We start from the raw sequence: 21,241 nt of genomic DNA, 5'->3' as shown, positions 1-21,241 counted from the left end.
TCGGAAGCGGTATGAAGTATTTGCTGAAAGCGATCTTTCTGGGCCTGGTGCTGCCTCTCAGCGCTTTGGCACAGTCGTTCGTTCTCAGCGATATCCGAGTAGACGGGTTACAGCGGGTTTCTGCAGGTACAGTTTTTTCAGCGCTTCCGATTCGGGTAGGCGACGAAGTTGAGCCTGGCGAGATTCAGGATGCAACCCGAGTATTGTTCCGCACTGGTTTTTTTGAAGATATTCAGATTGGCCACGAAAACAGCGTTCTTGTTATTACCGTGAGAGAACGGCCGGCTATATCAAAGATAGATATATCAGGGAACAAGGCGATTGCCACTGAGGATCTACTGAAGGCGATGAAGGAATACGGTCTCGCCGAAGGCCAGATTCTAAAGCGTTCGACCCTCAGGGGGTTGACCCAGCAGTTTGAACGCCAGTATGTGGCGCAGGGTCGATATGGCGCCAGTGTTAAAGCAGAACTCAAGGAGCTGCCGCGCAACCAGGTTGAGCTGCGGGTTGCTGTCGATGAAGGGGCTGTTGCTGCGATTAAACATATTAATGTCGTAGGAAATCGTGCCTTTTCTGATAAAGAGCTGGAAGAGATTTTTGAGCTTAAAACTACTGGCTGGCTCTCTTGGTTGCGCAGTGATGATAAGTATTCTAGTGAGAAGCTCACTGGTGATTTGGAGCGCTTAAAGTCCTATTACCTGGATCGTGGATATCTTGATTTCCAGATTGATTCGACTCAGGTATCTCTAGGGCCGGACAAGAAGAGTGTATTCATTACCATTAACGTGGTTGAGGGTGGTGTTTACACGGTTAGTGAGGTGGAAATTGCTGGAAACCCGATAGTAGCGGAGGAGGAAATCAACCGCCTGCTATTGGTGCGAGAAGGTCAGCGGTTCTCCCAAGCGAGGGTGACGACCACTTCAGACTATATTGCTAAACGCTTGGGCAACAAAGGTTACGCTTTTGCCGAAGTGAATGGCATTCCTGAGGCCAATGAAGAAGAAAGTACAGTAAAAATTACCTTCTTTGTTGATCCGGGAAAGCGCACTTATGTGCGACGTATTAGTTTTCGCGGGAACACTCGCACCGCAGATGAAGTTTTGCGGCGTGAACTGCGCCAGATGGAGTCAGCTTTGGCTTCCTCTGCGCGTATAGAGCAATCCAAAGTGCGTCTCGAACGCCTTGGATACTTGAAGGTAGTGAAAGTTGAAACAACTAAGGTGTCCGGCACCTCAGACCGGCCCGATGTTGATTACATGGTAGAGGGGCAACCCTCTGATTCTGGGGGAGCGGGGCGCTAGTTGGCGCTGTAACTCCTGGATTGCGAATAAAAACACCTGGAATTAGTAGATGAAACATTTCCTGAAAGCGGCTTCTCTTAGTCTGGCACTGCCTCTCAGTGCTTTAGCACAGTCATTTGTAGTTGATGACATCCGTGTGGAAGGGCTGCAGCGCGTCTCTGCCGGTACCGTATTCTCAGCTCTCCCTGTGCGAGTGGGGGATGAGGTGGAGACTTTGGAAATCCAGAGTGCCACTCGGGCACTGTTTCGCACAGGTTACTTTGAGGATATTCAAATCGGCCAGGAAAATGGTGTCCTGGTCATTACTGTGCGCGAGCGACCTGCAATTTCCAAGATCGAGATTACGGGCAACAAGGCGATTGCAACAGAAGACTTGTTAAAAGGCATGCAAGAGAATGGCCTTTCAGAGGGGCAGATCTTCAAGCGCGCAACCCTTGAGGGGTTGGCCCAGGAGCTGCAGCGTCAATATGTTGGCCAGGGGCGCTATGACGCCAGTGTTAAAACTGAAGTAAAAGAGTTGCCGCGCAATCAGGTTGAGCTTCGCGTAATTGTTGATGAGGGCTCAGTAGCCGCAATTAAGCACATCAATATTGTCGGCAATAAAGCGTTCTCCGATGAAGAGCTTGGAGAGATTTTTGAGCTGCAAACCACCGGCTGGTTGTCGTGGCTGCGCAGTGATGACAAGTATTCCCGGGAGAAATTGACCGGCGACCTGGAGCGTCTCGAATCCTATTACCTGGATCGTGGGTACCTGGATTTTAAAATTGACTCTACCCAGGTTTCCCTGAGTCCCGATAAAGAGAGTGTATTTATCACCGTCAATGTATATGAAGGCGATGTTTACACCATTAGTGAAGTGGACCTGGCGGGTGATCCTGTAGTTCCAGAGGAAGAAGTTAAGCGCTTGCTGCTGGTGCGGGAGGGGCAGACCTTTTCCCAGGTTCGCATGACAACAACCTCGGATTACATTACCAAGCGTCTGGGGAATGAGGGCTATACCTTTGCTGAGGTTAATGGTATCCCCGAGCCCAATAAAGAAGAGAAAACGGTAAAAATTACCTTCTTTATCAACCCCGGCAAGCGGGCTTATGTTCGCCGAATTAACTTCCGAGGTAATACTCGCACTACAGATGAGGTTTTGCGCCGCGAGATGCGTCAGATGGAGTCAGCTTCTGCCTCCTCTGCCCGTATAGAGCAGTCTAAAGTCCGCCTTGAACGCTTGGGTTACTTTAAGGAAGTAGAGGTGGAAACTTCAGAGGTACCGGGTACATCCGATCAAATTGATGTTGAATACACGGTTGAAGAGCAGCCTTCAGGGTCTATCGGCGGCACCATTGGTTGGGCCCAGAGCAGCGGCTTGGTGCTGGGAGCCAATATCCAGGAAAATAACTGGCTGGGAACGGGTAAATCCGTAGGTATTGGGTTGAATGCCTCCACATACCAAACTTCTGTGAACTTCTCATATCTCGACCCCTACTTCACACCAGATGGTGTGAGCCGTGGATTTAATGTCTTCTACACAGAGAATGATTACTCGGAGGTTAACCTTTCTGATTACAACACTGAGACTTATGGCGGCGGTGTCAGTTTTGGTTACCCGATGTCAGAAATTTCCCGCCTCGGATTGAATATTAATTTCAACCACTTGGAGCTAACAGCTTCAAGTAGTTCTGTTCAAGAGATTTCAACAACACCTAAGCCTAATGATAATGCGATTGGTGTTATTACAGAAGCAGAGGCAGATAGGGTGGCTTCGGCTTATTTTAATGATGAAACCCTAGATCTTGCGATGCCGGTTACCGATGGTTTATTTCCTACCGAAAACGGTTTTATAGATCGTTATGGTGACGCATTTAACAGTGTGAGTTTAACTGCATCCTATGCTCGATCGACCCTTAATCGCGGAGTCTTAGCAACCCGAGGAGCTTCACAAAATCTCTCTTTCGAACTCAGCGTGCCTGGGAGTGATCTGGAGTACTACAAACTTGTTTATACGGGACAATACTTCCGCCCTCTGACTAAGAGTCTGACTCTACGCTTGCGAACACGCTTAGGCTATGGTGATGGCTTTGGGGATCTTGATGAGTTGCCGTTCTTTAAGAATTTCTATGCGGGTGGTTTTGGCTCTGTGCGCGGCTTTGAGCGCAACACACTGGGCCCTCGCTCAACTCCGGCACAATATCTTGATGGGTTTAGCTACACAGAAGTGATTGATGAACAGACTGAGACCTTCAGCACTACCACCTTGGCCCCATGTGCAACAGAAGGTGGAGACGTTCAGTTTTGCTACTTGGTAAATGAGAATGGAGAGCTGGAAACGTCTTCTTATAATGATACAGACCCCTTCGGTGGAAATATCCTGGTTGAGGGTAGTGCGGAAGTGATCTTTCCTCTGCCGTTTATCAAAGATCAGCGTTCTTTACAAACCGCTTTCTTTATAGATGCGGGTAATGTGTTCGATACGAGCTGTAGTGATACCCAAATCAACTGTTACGATGTGGACTTTGGTAAGATGAATGTCTCTGCGGGGATAGGCTTGACCTGGATTACCGGTTTTGGCCCGCTGACATTCAGTTTGGCGAAAGCTCTTAAGAAAAATGATGATGACGATGTGGAAGTATTCCAGTTCACTCTGGGTAACAGCTTCTAAATTTGTCAGATAAAATGAATTAGGCGTATATCAGCGCAATTAAAATAAAATCTATTGGAGAGACCGACGTGCTTAAGAATGTAAAAATTGTTGCAGTATTACTTGCAGGTATGACCTTGTCCGGCGCAGCGCTGGCGCAAACCAAGGTTGCGGTACTTAACCTACAAGCTGCGATCATGAGCACAGATGCAGCGAAAACCAAGGTTAACTCCTTGAAGACCAGTTCTGAATATTCGAAGCTGCAGAGCAGTGCCGAGTCAATTCGTTCTGAACTGCAAAAAATGGCTGAAGATGCCAAGAAAAATAGTGTGACCTGGTCCGATGAGCAAAAGACTGAGTACCAGCGCAAGATGAATTTCCAGCGCTCAGATTTTGAGACAACGGTGAAAAAATTGCGTGCAATGGAAGCTCAAGTGGGTCAAGAGATCCAGGCTTCTATGGGACCAAAGGCCAGAGATGCCCTGGACGCACTGATTAAAGAGCAGAAGCTTGACGTAGTGCTGGATTCCAATACTGCCTACTATGTAAGTCCCAGCGTCGACCTGACAGAAGCTGTTGTTAAGCGTATGAACGCAGCCAAGTAAGTCGATAGTCTTATATGAAAGATAGCTTTTCTCTTGCCCAGTTGGCGCAAGAGCTGGGGGCCGACTTGCGGTTGGCGCCCGGTTCAGATTCCAATCAAAAAGTTCAGGGTTTAAATACACTGCAGGATGCCGGTGCAGAGCACTTGGCTTTCCTCGCAAGCCCTAATTATCGACGCTTTCTGAAAACGACCAAAGCTGCCGCAGTGCTGGTATCGGAAGAGTTTGTTGAAGAGTGCCCGGTAACGGCTTTATGTGTTGCGGACCCCTACCTGGCCTTTGCTCGAGCAACAGCCCTGTTCGATACAACTCCTGAAGCACCTATTGGTATTCACCCCTCTGCTGTGGTTCACCCCACGGCAGAGATTGGTGCTGGTGTCAGTGTGGGGCCCGGCTCTGTGGTCGAGGCCTATGCAAAATTGGAGCCTGGAGCGATTGTTGGTGCTAACTGCTATGTTGGCGAGGGCAGTTTAGTCGGTGCAGGGACACGCCTGTATGCCGGCGTTGTTTTTCATCATAACTGCTCTATCGGTGCACACGGTATTATTCACAGCCAGACGGTTATTGGAGCCGATGGCTTCGGGTTTGCGCCTAATAAAGGCAGCTGGGTGAAAATTCACCAGCTTGGTGGAGTGCAAATTGGCGAAGATGTGGAAATTGGAGCCAATACCTGTATAGACCGTGGAGCTTTGGGCGATACGGTGATTGGGCGAGGAGTCAAGATCGACAATCTGGTCCAAATCGCGCACAATGTGAAGATTGGTGACTACACGGCCATAGCCGGGTGTGCCGTAATTGCCGGTAGTGCTGAGATAGGGAAGCATTGTCTTCTCGGTGGCTGTAGCCGTATTAACGGGCACATAACGATTGCAGATGGCAGTCAGGTGTCGGGTAACACGTTTGTTACTAAGTCGATAAAGGATACTGGTAGCTACTCTGGAGCGCTATCCTTTGCCGATAGTTCTACCTGGCGTCGTAATGCTGTGCGTTTTGGTCAGTTGGATCAAATGGCGCGCAGATTGAAAGATTTGGAAAAACAGGTTCAGGCACTGTCCCAAAAGAGTGGGACAGACCATTGAACTTTAGTTATTAATTAATTTGGCTTTGTTGTTTTCGGGGCGTTTTACGCCCCGAAGTGGTTTCTGGGGGCATTTGGAATGATGGATGTACGTGAAATTCGCGAGTATCTGCCGCACCGTTATCCTTTTTTGTTGGTGGATCGTGTAGTAGAACTCGAAGAAGGGAAGTATATAAAAGGCTATAAAAACATTTCTGGAAATGAAGAAGTTTTTAATGGCCACTTTCCGGAAATGCCTATTTTCCCGGGAGTGATGATTGTTGAAGCCCTGGCTCAGGTCTCGGGAATCCTCGGCTTTAAAACGTTTGGCAAAAAACCGGAAGATGGATATCTGTATCTGTTCGGTGGGGTTGATAAGGCGCGTTTTAAGCGTCAGGTGATCCCAGGTGATCGTCTTGAGCTCGAGTCTGAAGCGGTATCTGTTCGCAGAAATATCTGGAAATTCGCTTGTAAAGCCAGTGTTGATGGCGAGCTGGCAGCTTCTGTTGATATCCTATGTGCCGTCAAAAAGGTTCAGTAATTCTGTAAAGCTCTCTGGAGAGTTAGATTCAGGATTTTCCGGGTAGCCTTTGTTTTTAAGGGTACAGGTTACCCAGTACGATTAATGCCGAGGAGTAGATCCCAGAATGCAGACAAGTATCCACCCTACAGCTATTGTCGACTCTACGGCAGTAATTGGTTCCGGGGTGAGTATTGGTGCTTACACCATTGTTGGAGCCGGCGTAGAGATAGGTGATGGCTGTGATATTGCCTCTCATGTGGTGCTTAGTGGGCCGACCAAACTGGGGAAGAACAACCGAATCTACCAGTTTGCTTCCGTAGGGCAGGATACCCCGGACAAAAAGTATCGTGGTGAAGAGACGACACTCGTTATTGGCGACAATAACGTGATTCGCGAGGGGGTTACGATCCACCGTGGTACCGTTCAGGACCGAGGTGAGACCACTATTGGTGACGAAAACCTGATCATGGCCTATGCCCATATTGGCCACGATAGTGTTGTTGGCAATCACACTATTATGGTGAATAACTGTGGTTTGGCCGGTCATGTTGTTGTTAAGGACTGGGCGATTCTGAGTGGTTATAGTTTGGTTCACCAGAACTGTACTGTGGGAGAGCATGCTTTCCTGGGAATGGGCGCTGCTATCGGTAAAGACGTTCCTGCTTATGTTATGGTTGCCGGAAACCCTGCCGAAGCAAAGACCATTAACTCAGAAGGGCTGCGCAGACGGGGCTTTTCTAGAGAAGATATTGCCCTGATCAATAAAGCTTACAAGACCGTTTATCGTCGCGGTCTTACTATGCAAGAGGCGCTGCAGGCCTTGATGGAGTTGCGCGAACAATCTCCAGTTATTCAGCCGTGGATAGAGTCTTTGCAGTCTTCCACTCGCGGCATTGTTCGCTAATTCACTTCTCTTTGGAGCTGTTTCGTGCGGCTCCGATTGCACTTTATGCAACTCCCATTTAATTCCAACGTAAACAGCTCCCCAAGAGGAGGGATTTAGGCGTGTCAGAAAAAAATAAGCCGATACGAATTGGTATCGTTGTCGGTGAGGCGTCAGGAGATATCCTCGGTTCTGGTTTGATGGCCGCATTAAAAACTCGGATTCCCAATGTAGAATTTGAGGGGATTGCCGGACCGCGCATGCTGGAACTGGGTACTAAAAGTTTATTTCCTATGGAGCGGCTGTCGGTAATGGGGCTGGTAGAGCCTTTGAAGCGCCTTCCGGAACTGTTGAAAATCCGCAGATCTCTCCGTCGCCACTTTACTGATAACCCTCCCGATCTATTTATTGGTATAGATTCCCCGGACTTTACATTGACTCTTGAGGCTGCACTCAAGGCTGAGGGTATCCCCACCGTCCATTATGTCAGTCCTTCGGTTTGGGCCTGGCGGCAGGGTCGAATTAAAAAGATTGCGCGGGCTGTCGACCACATGTTGACCCTGCTTCCATTTGAAGCGAATTTCTACCGAGATAACCAAGTACCGGTGACCTTTGTTGGCCACCCTTTGGCTGATGAAATTCCCCTGCAAGTGGATATCGCCGGCGAACGCAAAGCATTGGGCTTTGAGAAAGGCGACCGGGTAATTGCCCTTTTGCCTGGCAGCCGTGGAGGTGAGGTTCGCATGCTGGGGCCGTTGTTTCTGCAGACGGCCCGATGGTGCCACCAGCGTCACTCGGATATTAAATTTGTTATTCCCGCTGCTAACAAGCAGCGTATGGATGAGATTCAAGAGCAGCTAAAAGATTATCCAGAACTCCCTATTACTTTACTTGAGGGGCAATCGAGACGAGCCGTTTCTGCGGCAGACTGTGTGCTCATTGCATCGGGTACAGCAACCCTAGAGACAATGTTGCTTAAAAAGCCCATGGTCGTTACTTACAAGCTGGGTAGATTGACATCTATGATCGTCTCGCGGATGTTGCATACCCCATGGGTTTCGCTGCCAAATTTACTAGCCCAAAAAGAACTGGTACCGGAAATTTTGCAGAATGATGCTATTCCAGAGAATCTTGGTGCGGCGGTGATGCAGTACTTTGAAGATCCGCTTCTTGGGGATCATTTAGAGCGCGAGTTTTTCGAAATGCATCAACAGTTGAGACGCAATGCTTCTGAGCGGGCTGCCGATGCCGTGGTGGGGCTACTGGAAGCTAAGCCTGAATCTGCCGAGTAGTTAGTTATGAGTAGTAAAACAGAATTGCCCCCCTATGTTTGCCCTTTCAAGGGTGATTTGATTGCAGGTGTCGATGAGGTTGGGCGCGGCCCCTTAGCTGGTGATGTAGTTGCCGCAGCTGTGATTCTTGACCCTAACAAGCCAATTGCCGGGCTTGCCGACTCCAAAACGCTGACTGAAAAAAAGCGCGAGCAGTTATTTGATGAGATTTGTGAGAGAGCACTCAGTTACTCCATAGCTCGTGCAACAGTAGAGGAAATTGACCAGCTAAATATTTTGCAGGCAAGTTTACTGGCGATGCATCGTGCAGTTGCACAGCTATCCGTGCAGCCTGAATTTGTGTTGGTGGATGGCAATAAAAAACCGAACTGGGATTACCCTTGCGATACCGTTGTAAAGGGCGATGGTCGTGTCGCTGCAATTGGGGCGGCATCTATTTTGGCTAAGGTGACCCGTGATAGGGAAATGGTAGTGCTGGACTCTGAATATCCCGGTTACGGCCTTGCAGATCATAAAGGGTATCCCACCAAGGCGCATATGGAAGCTTTACAGTTGCGGGGTCCCACTCCAATACACCGCACCAGCTTTGCACCGGTAAGGCGCTTGCTAGAAGAAGTTGAGTGATTAACGGCTGTAGCGTTACTTGTCGATTCGCTTGATTCTGGCCCGGGTAATCATCTTGTCTGAGACCTCCTCAATTTCCACCAGGTAATTGAGGATGTACAGGCTGATATTGCCGTCGGGGATACTCTCCAGGTGTTCCATTGCCAGGCCGTTAAAGGTTTTCGGCCCGTCGGTGGGCAGTTCCCAGCCAAGGGTGCGATTAATATCGCGAATAGAAGTGCCGCCCTCGATCATGTACCAGCCATCTTCTATAGCGACTATCTCCTCGTCATCGCTGGGTACTGGACTTGCGGTGAAGTCGCCGACAATTTCCTCCAGCAGATCTTCCAGGGTAACGATACCCATTACCTCTCCGTACTCATCAACTACCAGCCCCATGCGGCGCTTGGTTTTCTGGAAGTTCATCAGCAGTGTGGGGAGTGGTGTTGCCTCGGGTACGAAGTAAGGCTCATCGGTGAAGGAGTTGAGCCGCTCTGCCGTTAAATTTTCCGGTCCGTCGCGCAGTATTTGCGCCGCTTTTCGCAGGTGAAGTATGCCTACTACTCGATTGATGTCACCGCGATATACCGGGAGGCGAGTGTAGGAACTTTCCGCTAGCTGCTGCAGGATCTCTTCGGCGCTGTTTTCCAGGTCAACGCCCATGACTTCATTGCGCGGAATCATGATGTCTTCAACGGTTGCCTGGTCCAGGTCCAGCACGTTGAGCAACATGCCTTTGTGCTTGCTGGGAAGCAGGGCGCCTGATTCGAATACAACGGTTCGGAGTTCTTCGGGGGCCAGGTGTTCCGCTTCGCTATTCGCTTTTGTTTCGACTCCCAGCATACGCGCCAGGCCGTTGGATATGCCACCAATCAACAGCACCAGGGGAGTGAGCAGCCACTGCAGTGGGCGCAAAATAAATGAGGCGGGGAAAGCAATTTTTTCCGGGTGTAGAGCGGCAATAGTCTTTGGTGTGACCTCAGCAAAAATCAGCAGGGCAAGAGTTAAGACTATGGTGGTGAGTATTTCTCCGTATATCTGCGCGAATACCGAGCCGGCGATTACAGATACAAGAACGTTAACGAGATTGTTGCCGATTAGAATTGAGCCGATCAGCTTGTCCGGGCGTGCGAGCAGCTCTGTGGCGCGCTTTGCCCCGCGGTGCCCGCTTTTGGCTTGGTGCCGCAGGCGATAGCGGTTAAGCGCCATCATGCTGGTTTCGGAGCTGGAGAAGAAGGCGGATATCAGTATCAATAGGGCCAGCAAACCGAATAGCAGGCCCGTGGGCATCTCGTTCAAGGGAGAACTCTTTTTATTTCCAAGCGGAGATATTGGAACATATTGCCGACCTCCGCAAGCTTTGCAGTCGTATATTCGATTACCCGCGCTGGAGAATGACTTCCATAACCAGCTTACTACCAAAATAGGCAAGTAGTAGGGCGGCGAAAGCGCTTAAGGTCCAGCGCACAGCGGTATTGCCTCTCCAGCCCAACCTCCAGTGTCCCCATAGGAGTATGGTGTAAAGAACCCAGGCGACCATAGAGAGGATGGTTTTGTGTATTGGCCCCTCTTCAAACAAATTGCCAACAAAGACGAAACCGGTCAGCAGGGAGGCGGTGAGCAGTAGTTGCCCGAAAGTGATCAGACCGAACAGCAGTGATTCCATGCTCTGCAATGGTGGCAGAAGGCGGGTGGCGCCTACCGGCCTGTGGTTGTGCAGTTGCTGGTTAAGGTAATAGAGATAGATCGCCTGAAGGGTAGCCAGGGTCAGCAGCGAATAGGCAGAAATAGACAGTAGAGCGTGTACCGCAATGCCGGCAGAGATCTGTTGATGTGGCGTTACGGTGCCCCAAATATGGGATGCGGCAAATTCAGTGGCGGCTCCCACTGGTGCGAAAATAAGAATAAGTAGCGTAAGTGGCCGGCCAACGGCCAGGATCAATAATAGAAAGTTAACTACCCAGGCAATCAGCGAGAGCATTGCCAGCAGGTCAAAGCGATAGCCTTCGGGTGAAAAGAGAACGTGTCCCAGGGATATTCCGTGGGTGACAAGTGCACCCGCCAAAAGGCTGAGAAGCAGTTTGGAATTCGGCTGTTGTTTTCGGGCCAGAGCCGCACCTGCAACTATGGTTGTGGCCAGGTAGAGAGCGATAGCTGTCCAGTGGGCGAAAGCCGCCATGGGTAAATCCGTGTCTTCATTATTGCGTTAGGGCAGGAGTGTGTCATAGCCAGTTGAAACAAGGAAGACTTGCGATATTTCGGCTGTGGCGAGACCTGGGCTATACTGCCGCGCCTCAGAGAGGGAGTTGCAGTTTGCTCCCCCCTAATTTCGCGCCCCTCCGCACTGGGGTTGAGTCCGTAAACGGAGAGATCGAGACGAATTTATGTTCGATAACCTGAGTGACCGCTTATCGGCGGCCTTAAAGAAAGTTACCGGTAAAGCGCGCCTTACGGATGACAATATCCGCGATACTTTGCGCGAAGTGCGCAAGGCGCTGTTGGAGGCGGATGTCGCTCTGCCAGTGGTTAAGGCATTTGTTCAGCAAGTGCGCACCGCTGCGGTAGGACAGAAGGTTAGCAAGGCTCTCAACCCGGGCCAGCAGTTCGTCAAGATTGTTCAGGATGAGCTGGTTAAGGTGATGGGTGCGGCTGCAGAGCCTCTCAACCTCGCCGTGCAACCTCCGGCGGTAATCCTGATGGCGGGCCTCCAGGGTGCTGGTAAAACCACCAGTGTGGCCAAGCTGGCCAAATACCTGCAGGAGCGTGAAAAGAAAAAAGTCATGGTGGTGAGTGCGGACGTCTACCGCCCTGCCGCTATTAAACAGCTGGAGACCTTGGCCGGTGAAGTGGGGGCACAGTTTTACCCCTCTACAGCTGAGCAGAAACCGCTGGATATTGCCAAGGGTGCTGTGGACGCTGCCCGCAAACAATTTGCCGATGTGCTGATTGTGGATACTGCTGGTCGACTGCATGTGGACTCCGAGTTGATGGATGAAATCCGTGAGCTGCACAGCGAGTTGGACCCGGCGGAAACCCTGTTCGTGATCGACGCAATGATCGGTCAGGATGCGGTAAATACCGCAAGTGCCTTTAATGATGCGCTGCCGCTGACCGGTGTGATTCTCACCAAGGCCGATGGCGATGCCCGTGGTGGTGCCGCTCTCTCCGTGCGTCACGTCACCGGTAAGCCAATCAAGTTTATCGGTGTTGGTGAAAAGACCGACGCCCTGGAAACCTTCCACCCGGATCGTATCGCCTCCCGTATCCTGGGTATGGGTGACATTCTGTCTCTGATTGAAGAAGCAGAGCAGAAGATTGATAAAGAGAAAGCCGAAAAGCTGGTTAAGAAGGTCCAGAAGGGTAAAGGCTTTGACCTGGAAGACCTGCGCGATCAGTTGCAGCAAATGCAAAACATGGGTGGCTTTGGCTCCCTGTTGGAGAAAATGCCCGGCATGGGCGGTGTAGCGCAGGCTGCACAACAGGCCGATATGGGCAAAGAATTTAAGCGTATGGACGCATTGATTTCCTCCATGACGCCGGCGGAACGCCGCAATCCTGACCTTCTTAACGGTTCGCGCAAGCGCCGCATCGTTGCCGGTTCAGGCACCCAGCTGCAGGACTTGAATCGCCTGCTCAAGCAGCACAAGCAGATGGGCAAGATGATGAAGAAGCTCAAAGGCGGCGGCATGGGTAAAATGATGCGCGGCCTCGGCGGCCTGCCCGGTATGGGCGGTGGTATGCCTGGCGGTATGGGCGGTATGCCCGGAGGCCTGCCACCGGGCCTCAAAAAGAAGTAGAGAACCGCGGTTCTCCGGGCGGCTTGGCGACCCTATACAAATCTGGGGTGGTACATTAGAATACGCCGCCTTTCTGCCGGCCCTACTGCCGGTACAAAGTTGTTGTGGTGACTGCTTAGTGCGGTTGCCTAGTGTTGAACCTATAGGAAAGTTACATGGTAACCATTCGTTTGGCCCGTGGTGGTGCTAAAAAGCGCCCGTTTTATCATCTGACCGTTACCGACAGCCGCAAATCTCGCGACGGTCGTTTTATTGAGCGTGTTGGTTTCTTCAACCCGGTTGCCCGTGGTCAGGAAGAGCGTCTGCGTGTTGATCGCGAGCGTGTTGATTTCTGGCTGGGTCGTGGCGCGCAGGTTTCTGACCGCGTCGGCAAGCTTCTGAAAGAATCTGCTTAATTTGCGCGTAAGTGGTGCTCCTGTGACAGATAACGGAAAACCTTCCGAAGAGTTGGTCACGGTTGGGCGCGTTACTACCGTTTATGGTGTGCGCGGCTGGGTCAAGGTTCACTCCTATACCGAGCCGATGGACAACATCCTGCAGTTCCCTAATTGGCGCTTGCAGGGGCCGAAAGGTTGGGAAGCTCTCGAAATTGACGCTGGTAAACGTCACGGCAAGGGCTTGATTGTACATGTGAAAGGCATTGATGACCGCGATTTGGCGGCTCGACTTTGCCAGCGCGATATTGCTGTAGCTCGTGAACTGATGCCTGAGCTTGAGCACGGTGAGTATTACTGGCACCAGCTCGAGGGGTTAAAGGTTGTCAGCCATTTCGATGGCGAAGATCACGACTTTGGTACCGTCGCTCGCATGATGGAAACTGGCGCCAACGATGTAATGGTGGTGCGCGGTGGAGCGGATAAGCGCGAGCGCTTGATTCCCTATCTACCTGATCAGTTTATTACCAATATTGACCTGGAAGTCGGTGTAATAACCGTCGACTGGGACCCGGCTTTTTAAGGCGTAGGAGCGATGACAAAACGAATCGCTCTGGTAAGCATTTTTCCGGAGATGTTTGCCGCATTGACCGAGTATGGCGTCAGTGGACGGGCTGTGAAAGATGGCCTTTTAGAAGTTCGCTGTTGGAATCCTCGGGACTTTACCAGTGACAGGCACCGGACTGTGGACGATCGCCCATACGGCGGCGGACCGGGAATGGTGATGTTAGCTGAGCCCCTTTACCAGGCTCTCGAGGCTGCTCGAGCTTGGGCTGGTGAAGATGGTGAATCTGTACGCAGTATCTACATGTCTCCCCAGGGTCGACAGCTCGATCAGGGTGGAGTGGAGCAGCTGTCTGCAGCTGGCAACCTGGTGTTGTTGGCGGGGCGCTACGAAGGTGTGGATGAGCGTATCGTCGAATCTATGATCGACGAGGAGTGGTCCATTGGTGACTATGTCCTCAGCGGTGGCGAACTGGCTGCTATGGTGATGGTGGATGCTATTACCCGCTTGATTCCCGGCGCACTTGGACACAACCAATCGGCGGTTGAGGACTCTTTCTCCTCTGGCCTGCTGGACTGCCCACACTACACCCGACCGGAGCAATATCGGGGAGTAGCGGTACCGGAAGTTTTGCTTTCCGGCAACCATGAAAGAATACGCCGCTGGCGCCTGAAGCAGGCATTGGCGCGCACGCAACAGCGACGCCCGGACTTATTGCAAGGGTTGGAGTTGAGCGATGAGCAGAAGTTGTTGCTGGATGAGATCCAGCGGGAACAGAAGCTCGAAGAAAATTGAGGCCGAATTCGCCGGGAGGCGCGAGTAGTTCGGTGAACTAGCTGAGAAGCTACACAATCTGTATTTGGGAGCGATCCAAATGACTAACAAAATTATCCAGCAGCTGGAGCAGGAACAGCTGAAGAGCGAAGTACCTCCCTTCGCACCGGGCGACACTGTAATCGTTCAGGTAAAAGTAAAAGAGGGCAACCGTGAGCGTCTGCAGGCGTTCGAAGGCGTGGTTATCGGTAAGCGCAACCGTGGTCTGAATTCCTCCTTCACCGTGCGTAAAATTTCCCACGGTGTTGGCGTTGAGCGTACTTTCCAGACTCACAGCCCGATGGTTGACAGCCTCAAGGTTAAGCGTCGCGGTGACGTGCGTCAGGCCAAGCTGTACTACCTCCGCAGCCTGACTGGTAAAGCTGCACGTATCAAAGAGAAGCTCAACTAAGCCCTCCTTGATCGCAGAAAAAGGCCGAAGCGTACGCTTCGGCCTTTTTTGTATGTGGGTTACGAGCAGCTTATTTGGTGTCCCAGATGGGGTCTGCTTGCCTTAACTGACATAAATGGACACGGGCTTTCCCTGGCGTGGGGATACAGTCAATTTCGCTAAAGCGCTCACGTCTTGCGGTGTTTTGCGTAGTCCAAGGTGACTGGATATGTTAAAACGCGCCAATTAGGTTCGCAGCGGCAAAGAGCTGCCATACTGGCTGGAACTGAAGGCCGATGATTAAGTCGAAGCCCAATGAGAATTTAAGGAGCAATTGGTAATGACGCTTATCAAGAAGCCGCTGGCAATCGCTGGCGCGCTACTCAGTCTGGTGGGCTCTGCAGCGTTGGCAGAAGTCGATACCAACGTTGTAAAAACCATCAAGACACGCCTTGAGGCGAGTAATCCCAAAGCAACCTATGGAGAGGTACGGGAGAGTCCAATTGAAGGGCTTTACGAAGTGGATGTCGATGACGGCAACACGACCCTGTTCGTCTCTGCTGATGGCAATCACTTTGTTTATGGCGATCTCTACCAGGTGAAGGCTGGCGGTGTTGCCAACCTTTCCGAGCAGCGTAGAGCGACGCGCCGTGCTGCGGTCATGGGCGCCCTTGATACAGAAGATATGATTGTCTTCTCTCCGAAAGGTGAAACCAAGGCAAGCGTTTATGTATTTACCGATGTGGACTGCGGTTACTGCCGCAAGCTGCACCAGGATGTGCCTGAGTTGAACAAGCGCGGTATCGAAGTGCGCTACCTGGCGTTCCCGCGCGGTGGTCTTAACTCCCTGGGATATCGCAAACTGGCAACTGCATGGTGTGCGGAAGACAGCAACAAGACGCTGACTGCACTTAAGAACCGTGAAAACGTGCCTTTGGATGTCTGTAAGACAAACCCGGTGGCAGCTCAATACAAGTTGGGCAACGAGGCTATCGATGTGCGCGGTACGCCGACTATCGTGATGGAAGATGGTCGGGTTGTTCCCGGTTACTTACCACCGGATCGCCTGCTTAAAGAGCTGGGAATCTAAGCCCGGCTGATAGCTAAAAAAACCGGCAGCCGAGAGGCCGCCGGTTTTTGTTTTTAAGCAGGATTTTTAATTTCTACTTTTCTCGGCTGAGTCATATTCTCCGGCGCGAGGATATCGTTCAGTTCCTCCTCACTCAGTAATCCCTCATCAAGAATTAACTGCTTCACACTGGTTCCGGTAATTAGTGCCTGCTTGGCGATGCGGGTGGCATTTTCATAGCCAATAAACGGGTTGACCGCAGTAATCAGGCCGATGCTGTTCTCAACCAGTTGCAGGCAGTGCTCTTCGTTGGCAGTGATGCCGCTCACACAGCGATCCGCAAGCGTGGTCATGGCTTGGGTCATCAGGCGCATGGACTGTAGCAGATTAAAGGCGATCACTGGCTCCATTACATTGAGCTGCAACTGACCGGATTCAGCAGCCAGGGTAATCGTGAGGTCGTTGCCGATCACCTGGTAGGCGACCTGGTTAACTACTTCAGGAATAACCGGGTTGACCTTGCCGGGCATAATGGATGAGCCGGGTTGCATCGGCGGCAGGTTAATTTCATTGAGGCCAGCGCGAGGGCCGCTGGAAATCAGGCGTAAATCGCTGCAAATTTTCGAGATCTTAACGGCGATGCGTTTCATGACGCCGGAGAACATCACGAAGGCGCCCATGTCGGAAGTGGCTTCCACCAGGTTTTCTGCGCAGATAAAATCGATGCCGGAAATTTTTGACAGCGCGTTAACAACCAGCTGGCGATATTCCGGGTCGGTATTAATGCCGGTGCCGATCGCGGTACCACCCATATTGATCTCTTTGAATAGGGCGACCAGCTCCTTAACTCTGTCGACATCTTCGCGCACAGTGGCGGCGAAGGCGGCAAACTCCTGGCCCAGGGTCATAGGTACCGCATCTTGCAGCTGGGTGCGACCCATTTTAATTACTGAGGCAAACTCTTTGGCCTTCTTGTCGAACTCAACGCACAAGCTCTCCATGGACTGAACCAGGTCGCTGTAGCTGAGCAGAATGGCCAGGTTTATCGAGGTTGGATAAACATCATTGGTAGATTGCGACAGGTTTACATGATTGTTGGGGTGGACTTTTTTGTACTCGGCTTTGTTGTGACCGAGTAATTCCAGTGCACGGTTGGCAATCACCTCATTGGCATTCATATTGGTAGAAGTGCCGGCGCCGCCCTGAATCATATCTACCAAAAATTGATCGTGCAGTTTGCCATCGATAATCTCGTCACAGGCCGTGGCAATGGCACCTTGCAGTTTGGGCTCCAGGTAGCCGAGCTGTCCATTGGCGCTGGCTGCAGCTTTTTTTACCATCGCCAGCGCTTTTACCAGGTTGGGGAAGTGATTCAGGGTAATTCCGGTAATCTGGAAATTTTCCAAAGCGCGCAAAGTTTGAATGCCAAAATAGACATCGGCCGGTACTTCGCGCTCACCCAATAAATCTTTCTCCAAGCGGGTTTCTGCACCTGCACTAAAAACCGGCATTGGTTTGAGTGTGTGGAAATCGTTGGTCATCAGTTTCTCTTCTCTTCATCGTATGGGCCTGTGTGGGATGGGGTAATATCCCCACCTCCCGCAAGCCTCGTGTTGGGGTAATTTAGTAATTAATTGGGAAGTATTTTTAGAGTGGTGTCGCAAAGAAGCTCTGCGGCCCCTCTGTAGAGGTTGCGCGAATATTCTCGCGGATGTTTTTGTTGATCTCTTCGGACTCAGGACCAAAAACGCCACATAATTTCAGTGCGTTTTTAATGCTGATGTTGCGACCGAGAGATTCGAGAACTACTTTTGTGCAGACTGGCTCACGCCTGTCACTGGCGGATGCTCCCAGTTTTAATCCAGATAAATAGCTGACTCGGCTTTTATAGGTAGGGTATAAAATAGTTTGTGCGATTTCATTGTGAGTCAACGACTCATAGCCGACCAAAAAAATACGATCGGCAAGAAAGAGCAGCATGCCTTTATAGCGGGATTTATACCACTCATCCCTGTCTGGGTAGCGCATTCGTTCGAAGCGCTGAAAATAATATCCATCACCATCCGACTCAATATGCAGCAGGCTGCGAATAATATGGTCGGAGAAGGTCATGGAGTAGTGGTACTCGAAATAGAAGCCTAAATATTTATCGGCCCGCCCCTGGGACTCCCGCATCAGAATATCAATATCGCGATTGTAGGGCCTGGCGGGGAGGCTGTCGGAGACGGGTGCGTTGCGCACGCGAACAATTTGGCTGAATTGCTCGTGGGGCATCACGATTTCATGGGGCTCTACGCCAAAAAAATGACATATCTTTCCCAGGGTATACTGGGAGGGTTGAGTGTTACCGTTGAGATATTTATTGAACTGGGCACGGTTCACCCCAATTCGCCGGCACACCTCGGCTATGGATGGGTAGAAGCTGCACAGAAGGCGGAGGTTTTGCGAAAAATCGTTGCTCATCGGTATTTTGCTTCTGGATAGAGGTTATCCCTTCAATCCCTGTTAATCACTCGGTCCTTTTTTAAAGGCGAAGCCATATGGCTTCGCCAATAGTTTCAGTTTTTATCAGTTGGGGTGATTGCACTCACCGCACAACGGGCGCTGTAATAGGGTTTTAATTTCCATATCGGAATAGCCCATTGCCAACAGGTGGTTGAGTTTTACAAAACAGGCTTCGCTGGTCATATCCAGACCACCTATAACACCGGCATCAAGCAGTGCGGAGCCCGCAGCGTATTTACCCAGATCCACCTGGTGCTCCAAACACTGGGACACTGCTACACAAATAGTGCCGAGCTTTGAGGCCTTCTCAAGCTGCTCGGTAAATGCGCTGTCGTCAGTCGGTGCATTGCCGGTGCCGTATGTTTCAATAATCAGACCCTTGGGGCGGCTCTCTAAAATTTTTTCAATCAGTGAGGGAGATATACCGGGAAATAGTTTCAGTAAAATCACTCCGCCATTGGCATCGGCGGGAATCTGAAACTGCGGTTCACCGGTGGGCACCAGCAGGGCGTTGTGGTCGATATTGACCTGGATACCCACTTCCCCGAGGCAGGGGTAATTGGGGCTGCTAAAAGCATCCAGTGAGCCAGAGCTGACCTTTACTGCACGGTTGCCGCGTAGAAGTTTGCCGTTGAAGTAGAGGCAGACCTCCCTGATATCGTCGGACCCGCTTAATAATAGCGCCGCAATTAAGTTGTTATAGGCGTCGCTACGCATCTCCCGCAAGGGAATTTGGGAACCGGTGACGACCACGGGCTTTTCTATGCCTTGCAGGGCAAAGGACAGTGCTGAGGCGGTGTAGGCCATGGTGTCGGTGCCGTGCAACACCAAAAAGCCTGAGTACTGGCTATAGTTGTCGCGTATCAGGCTGGCAATGTGATACCAGTCCTTTGGTCGCATATTGGCGCTATCCAGCAGTGGGTCGAGTGCCTGGAAATCGTATTGTGGAAGCTGGCCGATAACATCTTGTAAGAGGCGGCCCAGAGCGCCTTCCAGGTCGGCGTCAGGCACATAGCCCGATTCGCTTCGGCGCATTCCCAGGGTTCCGCCTGTATAAAGGATTAGGGTTTTCTTCATTACTCGACCACTATCTGAGTCCGGATTCAGTACGCCCCTATTTTGTGCAAAGGCGCGGTGGATGCAATTTCGCAGGTTGCTGTTACCTGATGCTAGTAGATGCTTCTATAGCATCTACTGAGGACGCTGTTGGTTTCAAGAGGTGATTTTGGGTGACAGAAGTTTCGACTCTACTCTAGCTGGAAGCGGTGCCTTTGTGGCGCAATTATATTGACTTTTTTACGTTCCGCTCGGTAAGGTTGATGATCTTTTGTCAATTTTATTTGCATTTATTGCGCGGCTTCCTGTGGTGGCACTTTCTATGTAATCGGGGTAGATCCCGATCTGGTTCGCTGCCCTTATAGTTGCGCGGAGGAACATTGTGAGCGCAACAGTGGAAGAGACTGCGGAGGCGGAGGCTCAGGTGGTTGTAAAAAAGGCACCCCGTGCCGTGCGGATCGGTATCTGTGGCTTGGGTACTGTCGGCAGTGGAACGGTGAATGTATTGGCGCGCAATGGGCGGGAAATTGCAGCCCGTTGTGGTCGCGCCCTGGTCATTGAGCAAATAGGTGCGCGCCGCGATAACGCACACTGTGATACCGGCCAGATAAACGTTACCCGGGAAATTTTCGATGTCGCCAATAATCCCAACGTGGATATTTTGGTGGAGCTTATCGGTGGTACTACGGTAGCCAAGGAGCTGGTGCGCACAGCGATTGAAAATGGCAAGCATATTGTCACCGCCAACAAGGCGTTGATTGCCGAACACGGCAACGAGCTGTTTGAGCTGGCCACAAAGCACAACGTCACCATTGCCTATGAGGCGGCAGTAGCCGGCGGTATTCCTATTATTAAGTCCCTGCGCGAAGGATTGGTGGGCAACCAGGTGCAGTGGCTCGCCGGAATCATTAATGGCACCGGCAATTACATCCTCACTGAGATGCGGGAGAAAGGGCGCAGTTTCGATGAAGCTCTGGCCCAAGCCCAAGCTTTAGGATATGCGGAAGCGGACCCCACTTTTGATGTGGAAGGTATCGATGCTGCTCACAAGCTGGTGATTATGGCTTCCCTGGCATTTGCTATGCCGCTCGCTTTTGACAAGGTGTACACCGAAGGCATCAGCCGGATCTGTAGTGAAGATATTCGCTACGCCGATGAGCTGGGATACCGTATCAAGCATCTGGGGATTGCGCGTCGCACTGACAAGGGCGTGGAGTTGCGGGTGCACCCGACTTTAATCCCCCAGCGCCGCCTGATCGCCAACGTAAACGGCGTTATGAATGCGGTGCTGGTCAGCGGCGATGCTGTGGGACCAACCCTGTATTACGGCGCTGGTGCGGGCGATGAAGCCACGGCATCGGCAGTGATCGCCGATCTTGTTGATGTGGCCCGCACTCTTGAGGCCAAGCCGGAGCACAGAGTGCCGGCAGCGGGTGTCGCCCTTGCGAACCAAGGGGGAACCCAGGTTCTGCCGGAAGAAGATGTTATTACCAGTTATTACCTGCGTATCGCCGCCCACGACAAGCCCGGTGTTATGTCTCAGGTGGCCACCATTTGCAGTGATCAGGGCATCAGCATAGAGGCTCTGATCCAGCACGAACCGGTTGAAGGTGAGGCACTTGTCCCGGTGGTGATTTTGACCAGCCGAGCCGATGAAGCCAGCCTCCGCCAAGCGGTTGCACAAATAGAGGCGTTGGAAACGGTCGAAGGTGAAGTCGTCAGGATTCGTGTTGAGAGCCTCGGATAAACCCCGCGGGCGCCGAGTGACATAATCCGGGCTC

Annotated in this window: 19 protein-coding genes and 1 pseudogene; 15 read left to right on the top strand and 5 right to left on the bottom strand. The window is 51.4% G+C overall.

Translation table 11 applies throughout. The features are described from left to right. Window positions 1–11: 11 nt before the first annotated feature. From bamA (ACJJII_RS22630) to rnhB, 8 genes and pseudogenes are all read left to right on the top strand, one after another. Window positions 12–1,289 (top strand): annotated as a pseudogene (gene bamA, locus ACJJII_RS22630) (outer membrane protein assembly factor BamA); the annotation flags it as partial. A 61-nt stretch (window positions 1,290–1,350) separates the two neighbouring features. Then, the gene (bamA, locus tag ACJJII_RS22625; protein ID WP_444917812.1) at window positions 1,351–3,951 is read left to right on the top strand and encodes an outer membrane protein assembly factor BamA; all 2,601 of its coding nucleotides are present in this window, start codon (window positions 1,351–1,353) and stop codon (window positions 3,949–3,951) included. A gap of 68 nt (window positions 3,952–4,019) precedes the next feature. Beyond that, window positions 4,020–4,535, top strand: coding sequence for an OmpH/Skp family outer membrane protein (locus ACJJII_RS22620; RefSeq protein ID WP_413662813.1), 516 nt, complete (start codon window positions 4,020–4,022; stop codon window positions 4,533–4,535). A 14-nt stretch (window positions 4,536–4,549) separates the two neighbouring features. Then, on the top strand, window positions 4,550–5,611 hold the full coding sequence (lpxD, locus tag ACJJII_RS22615; protein WP_444917811.1) for a UDP-3-O-(3-hydroxymyristoyl)glucosamine N-acyltransferase: 1,062 nt from the start codon (window positions 4,550–4,552) through the stop codon (window positions 5,609–5,611). Window positions 5,612–5,689: 78 nt separating this feature from the next. Further along, window positions 5,690–6,130, top strand: coding sequence for a 3-hydroxyacyl-ACP dehydratase FabZ (gene fabZ / locus ACJJII_RS22610; protein WP_108734005.1), 441 nt, complete (start codon window positions 5,690–5,692; stop codon window positions 6,128–6,130). Between the two features lie 106 nt (window positions 6,131–6,236). Further along, a complete protein-coding gene (gene lpxA / locus ACJJII_RS22605) occupies window positions 6,237–7,016 on the top strand; it encodes an acyl-ACP--UDP-N-acetylglucosamine O-acyltransferase (RefSeq protein WP_444896539.1) in 780 nt (259 codons plus the stop codon). Between the two features lie 101 nt (window positions 7,017–7,117). After that, window positions 7,118–8,287, top strand: coding sequence for a lipid-A-disaccharide synthase (lpxB, locus tag ACJJII_RS22600; protein ID WP_444917810.1), 1,170 nt, complete (start codon window positions 7,118–7,120; stop codon window positions 8,285–8,287). Window positions 8,288–8,293: 6 nt separating this feature from the next. Beyond that, window positions 8,294–8,911, top strand: a complete 618-nt coding sequence (gene rnhB, locus ACJJII_RS22595; protein WP_444917809.1) for a ribonuclease HII — start codon at window positions 8,294–8,296, stop codon at window positions 8,909–8,911. Window positions 8,912–8,926: 15 nt separating this feature from the next. On the opposite strand, the gene ACJJII_RS22590 is transcribed toward rnhB, so the two are convergent. Then, the gene (locus tag ACJJII_RS22590) at window positions 8,927–10,189 is read right to left on the bottom strand and encodes an HlyC/CorC family transporter (RefSeq protein ID WP_413662809.1); all 1,263 of its coding nucleotides are present in this window, start codon (window positions 10,187–10,189) and stop codon (window positions 8,927–8,929) included. Between the two features lie 79 nt (window positions 10,190–10,268). Beyond that, window positions 10,269–11,069: a cytochrome C assembly family protein gene (locus ACJJII_RS22585; RefSeq protein ID WP_444896543.1), complete on the bottom strand. Its 801-nt coding sequence runs from the start codon at window positions 11,067–11,069 to the stop codon at window positions 10,269–10,271. 205 nt (window positions 11,070–11,274) lie between these two features. On the opposite strand from ACJJII_RS22585, the gene ffh reads away from it, so the two are divergent. The 6 genes from ffh to ACJJII_RS22555 all read left to right on the top strand — a co-directional run bounded on the left by ffh (window position 11,275) and on the right by ACJJII_RS22555 (window position 15,920). After that, window positions 11,275–12,687, top strand: coding sequence for a signal recognition particle protein (gene ffh, locus ACJJII_RS22580; protein ID WP_444893186.1), 1,413 nt, complete (start codon window positions 11,275–11,277; stop codon window positions 12,685–12,687). 155 nt (window positions 12,688–12,842) lie between these two features. Beyond that, window positions 12,843–13,082 carry a 30S ribosomal protein S16 gene (gene rpsP / locus ACJJII_RS22575; protein ID WP_108733998.1) on the top strand — a complete coding sequence of 80 codons (240 nt, stop codon included), beginning with the start codon at window positions 12,843–12,845 and terminating at the stop codon, window positions 13,080–13,082. 22 nt (window positions 13,083–13,104) lie between these two features. Further along, window positions 13,105–13,644 (top strand): ribosome maturation factor RimM, encoded by a 540-nt coding sequence (rimM, locus tag ACJJII_RS22570; protein WP_108735295.1) that lies wholly within the window; start codon window positions 13,105–13,107, stop codon window positions 13,642–13,644. Window positions 13,645–13,656: 12 nt separating this feature from the next. Next, window positions 13,657–14,421: a tRNA (guanosine(37)-N1)-methyltransferase TrmD gene (gene trmD, locus ACJJII_RS22565; RefSeq protein ID WP_413662806.1), complete on the top strand. Its 765-nt coding sequence runs from the start codon at window positions 13,657–13,659 to the stop codon at window positions 14,419–14,421. 73 nt (window positions 14,422–14,494) lie between these two features. Then, window positions 14,495–14,851: a 50S ribosomal protein L19 gene (gene rplS / locus ACJJII_RS22560; RefSeq protein ID WP_282934563.1), complete on the top strand. Its 357-nt coding sequence runs from the start codon at window positions 14,495–14,497 to the stop codon at window positions 14,849–14,851. 319 nt (window positions 14,852–15,170) lie between these two features. Further along, entirely contained in the window at window positions 15,171–15,920 is a 750-nt protein-coding gene (locus ACJJII_RS22555; RefSeq protein WP_282933659.1) for a DsbC family protein, read from the top strand. Window positions 15,921–15,973: 53 nt separating this feature from the next. Here the strand turns inward: ACJJII_RS22555 and aspA are convergent, their stop codons facing one another. The 3 genes from aspA to ACJJII_RS22540 form a co-directional block, all read right to left on the bottom strand. Further along, window positions 15,974–17,440: an aspartate ammonia-lyase gene (gene aspA / locus ACJJII_RS22550; protein WP_444917808.1), complete on the bottom strand. Its 1,467-nt coding sequence runs from the start codon at window positions 17,438–17,440 to the stop codon at window positions 15,974–15,976. Window positions 17,441–17,546: 106 nt separating this feature from the next. Then, window positions 17,547–18,362, bottom strand: a complete 816-nt coding sequence (locus ACJJII_RS22545) for a helix-turn-helix domain-containing protein (RefSeq protein WP_444917807.1) — start codon at window positions 18,360–18,362, stop codon at window positions 17,547–17,549. A gap of 105 nt (window positions 18,363–18,467) precedes the next feature. Continuing rightward, complete coding sequence (locus tag ACJJII_RS22540; protein WP_444896547.1) at window positions 18,468–19,481, bottom strand: asparaginase; 1,014 nt, start codon at window positions 19,479–19,481, stop codon at window positions 18,468–18,470. 403 nt (window positions 19,482–19,884) lie between these two features. On the opposite strand from ACJJII_RS22540, the gene ACJJII_RS22535 reads away from it, so the two are divergent. Beyond that, a complete protein-coding gene (locus ACJJII_RS22535; protein ID WP_444919295.1) occupies window positions 19,885–21,207 on the top strand; it encodes a homoserine dehydrogenase in 1,323 nt (440 codons plus the stop codon). Window positions 21,208–21,241 lie beyond the last annotated feature (34 nt).

It is taken from the genome of Microbulbifer maximicatervae (SeqCode) (assembly GCF_052467825.1).
This window is presented reverse-complemented; position numbering and strand designations above follow the sequence as displayed.

What these genes read in the sequence shown, in the direction of transcription:
- ACJJII_RS22540 (WP_444896547.1), bottom strand. Translation starts at nt 19,481, where the DNA reads ATGAAGAAAACCCTAATCCTTTATACAGGCGGAACCCTGGGAATGCGC.
- ACJJII_RS22555 (WP_282933659.1), top strand. Translation starts at nt 15,171, where the DNA reads ATGACGCTTATCAAGAAGCCGCTGGCAATCGCTGGCGCGCTACTCAGT.
- lpxA (WP_444896539.1), top strand. Translation starts at nt 6,237, where the DNA reads ATGCAGACAAGTATCCACCCTACAGCTATTGTCGACTCTACGGCAGTA.
- ffh (WP_444893186.1), top strand. Translation starts at nt 11,275, where the DNA reads ATGTTCGATAACCTGAGTGACCGCTTATCGGCGGCCTTAAAGAAAGTT.
- aspA (WP_444917808.1), bottom strand. Translation starts at nt 17,440, where the DNA reads ATGACCAACGATTTCCACACACTCAAACCAATGCCGGTTTTTAGTGCA.
- fabZ (WP_108734005.1), top strand. Translation starts at nt 5,690, where the DNA reads ATGATGGATGTACGTGAAATTCGCGAGTATCTGCCGCACCGTTATCCT.
- trmD (WP_413662806.1), top strand. Translation starts at nt 13,657, where the DNA reads ATGACAAAACGAATCGCTCTGGTAAGCATTTTTCCGGAGATGTTTGCC.
- bamA (WP_444917812.1), top strand. Translation starts at nt 1,351, where the DNA reads ATGAAACATTTCCTGAAAGCGGCTTCTCTTAGTCTGGCACTGCCTCTC.
- ACJJII_RS22585 (WP_444896543.1), bottom strand. Translation starts at nt 11,069, where the DNA reads ATGGCGGCTTTCGCCCACTGGACAGCTATCGCTCTCTACCTGGCCACA.
- rnhB (WP_444917809.1), top strand. Translation starts at nt 8,294, where the DNA reads ATGAGTAGTAAAACAGAATTGCCCCCCTATGTTTGCCCTTTCAAGGGT.
- rpsP (WP_108733998.1), top strand. Translation starts at nt 12,843, where the DNA reads ATGGTAACCATTCGTTTGGCCCGTGGTGGTGCTAAAAAGCGCCCGTTT.
- lpxD (WP_444917811.1), top strand. Translation starts at nt 4,550, where the DNA reads ATGAAAGATAGCTTTTCTCTTGCCCAGTTGGCGCAAGAGCTGGGGGCC.
- ACJJII_RS22545 (WP_444917807.1), bottom strand. Translation starts at nt 18,362, where the DNA reads ATGAGCAACGATTTTTCGCAAAACCTCCGCCTTCTGTGCAGCTTCTAC.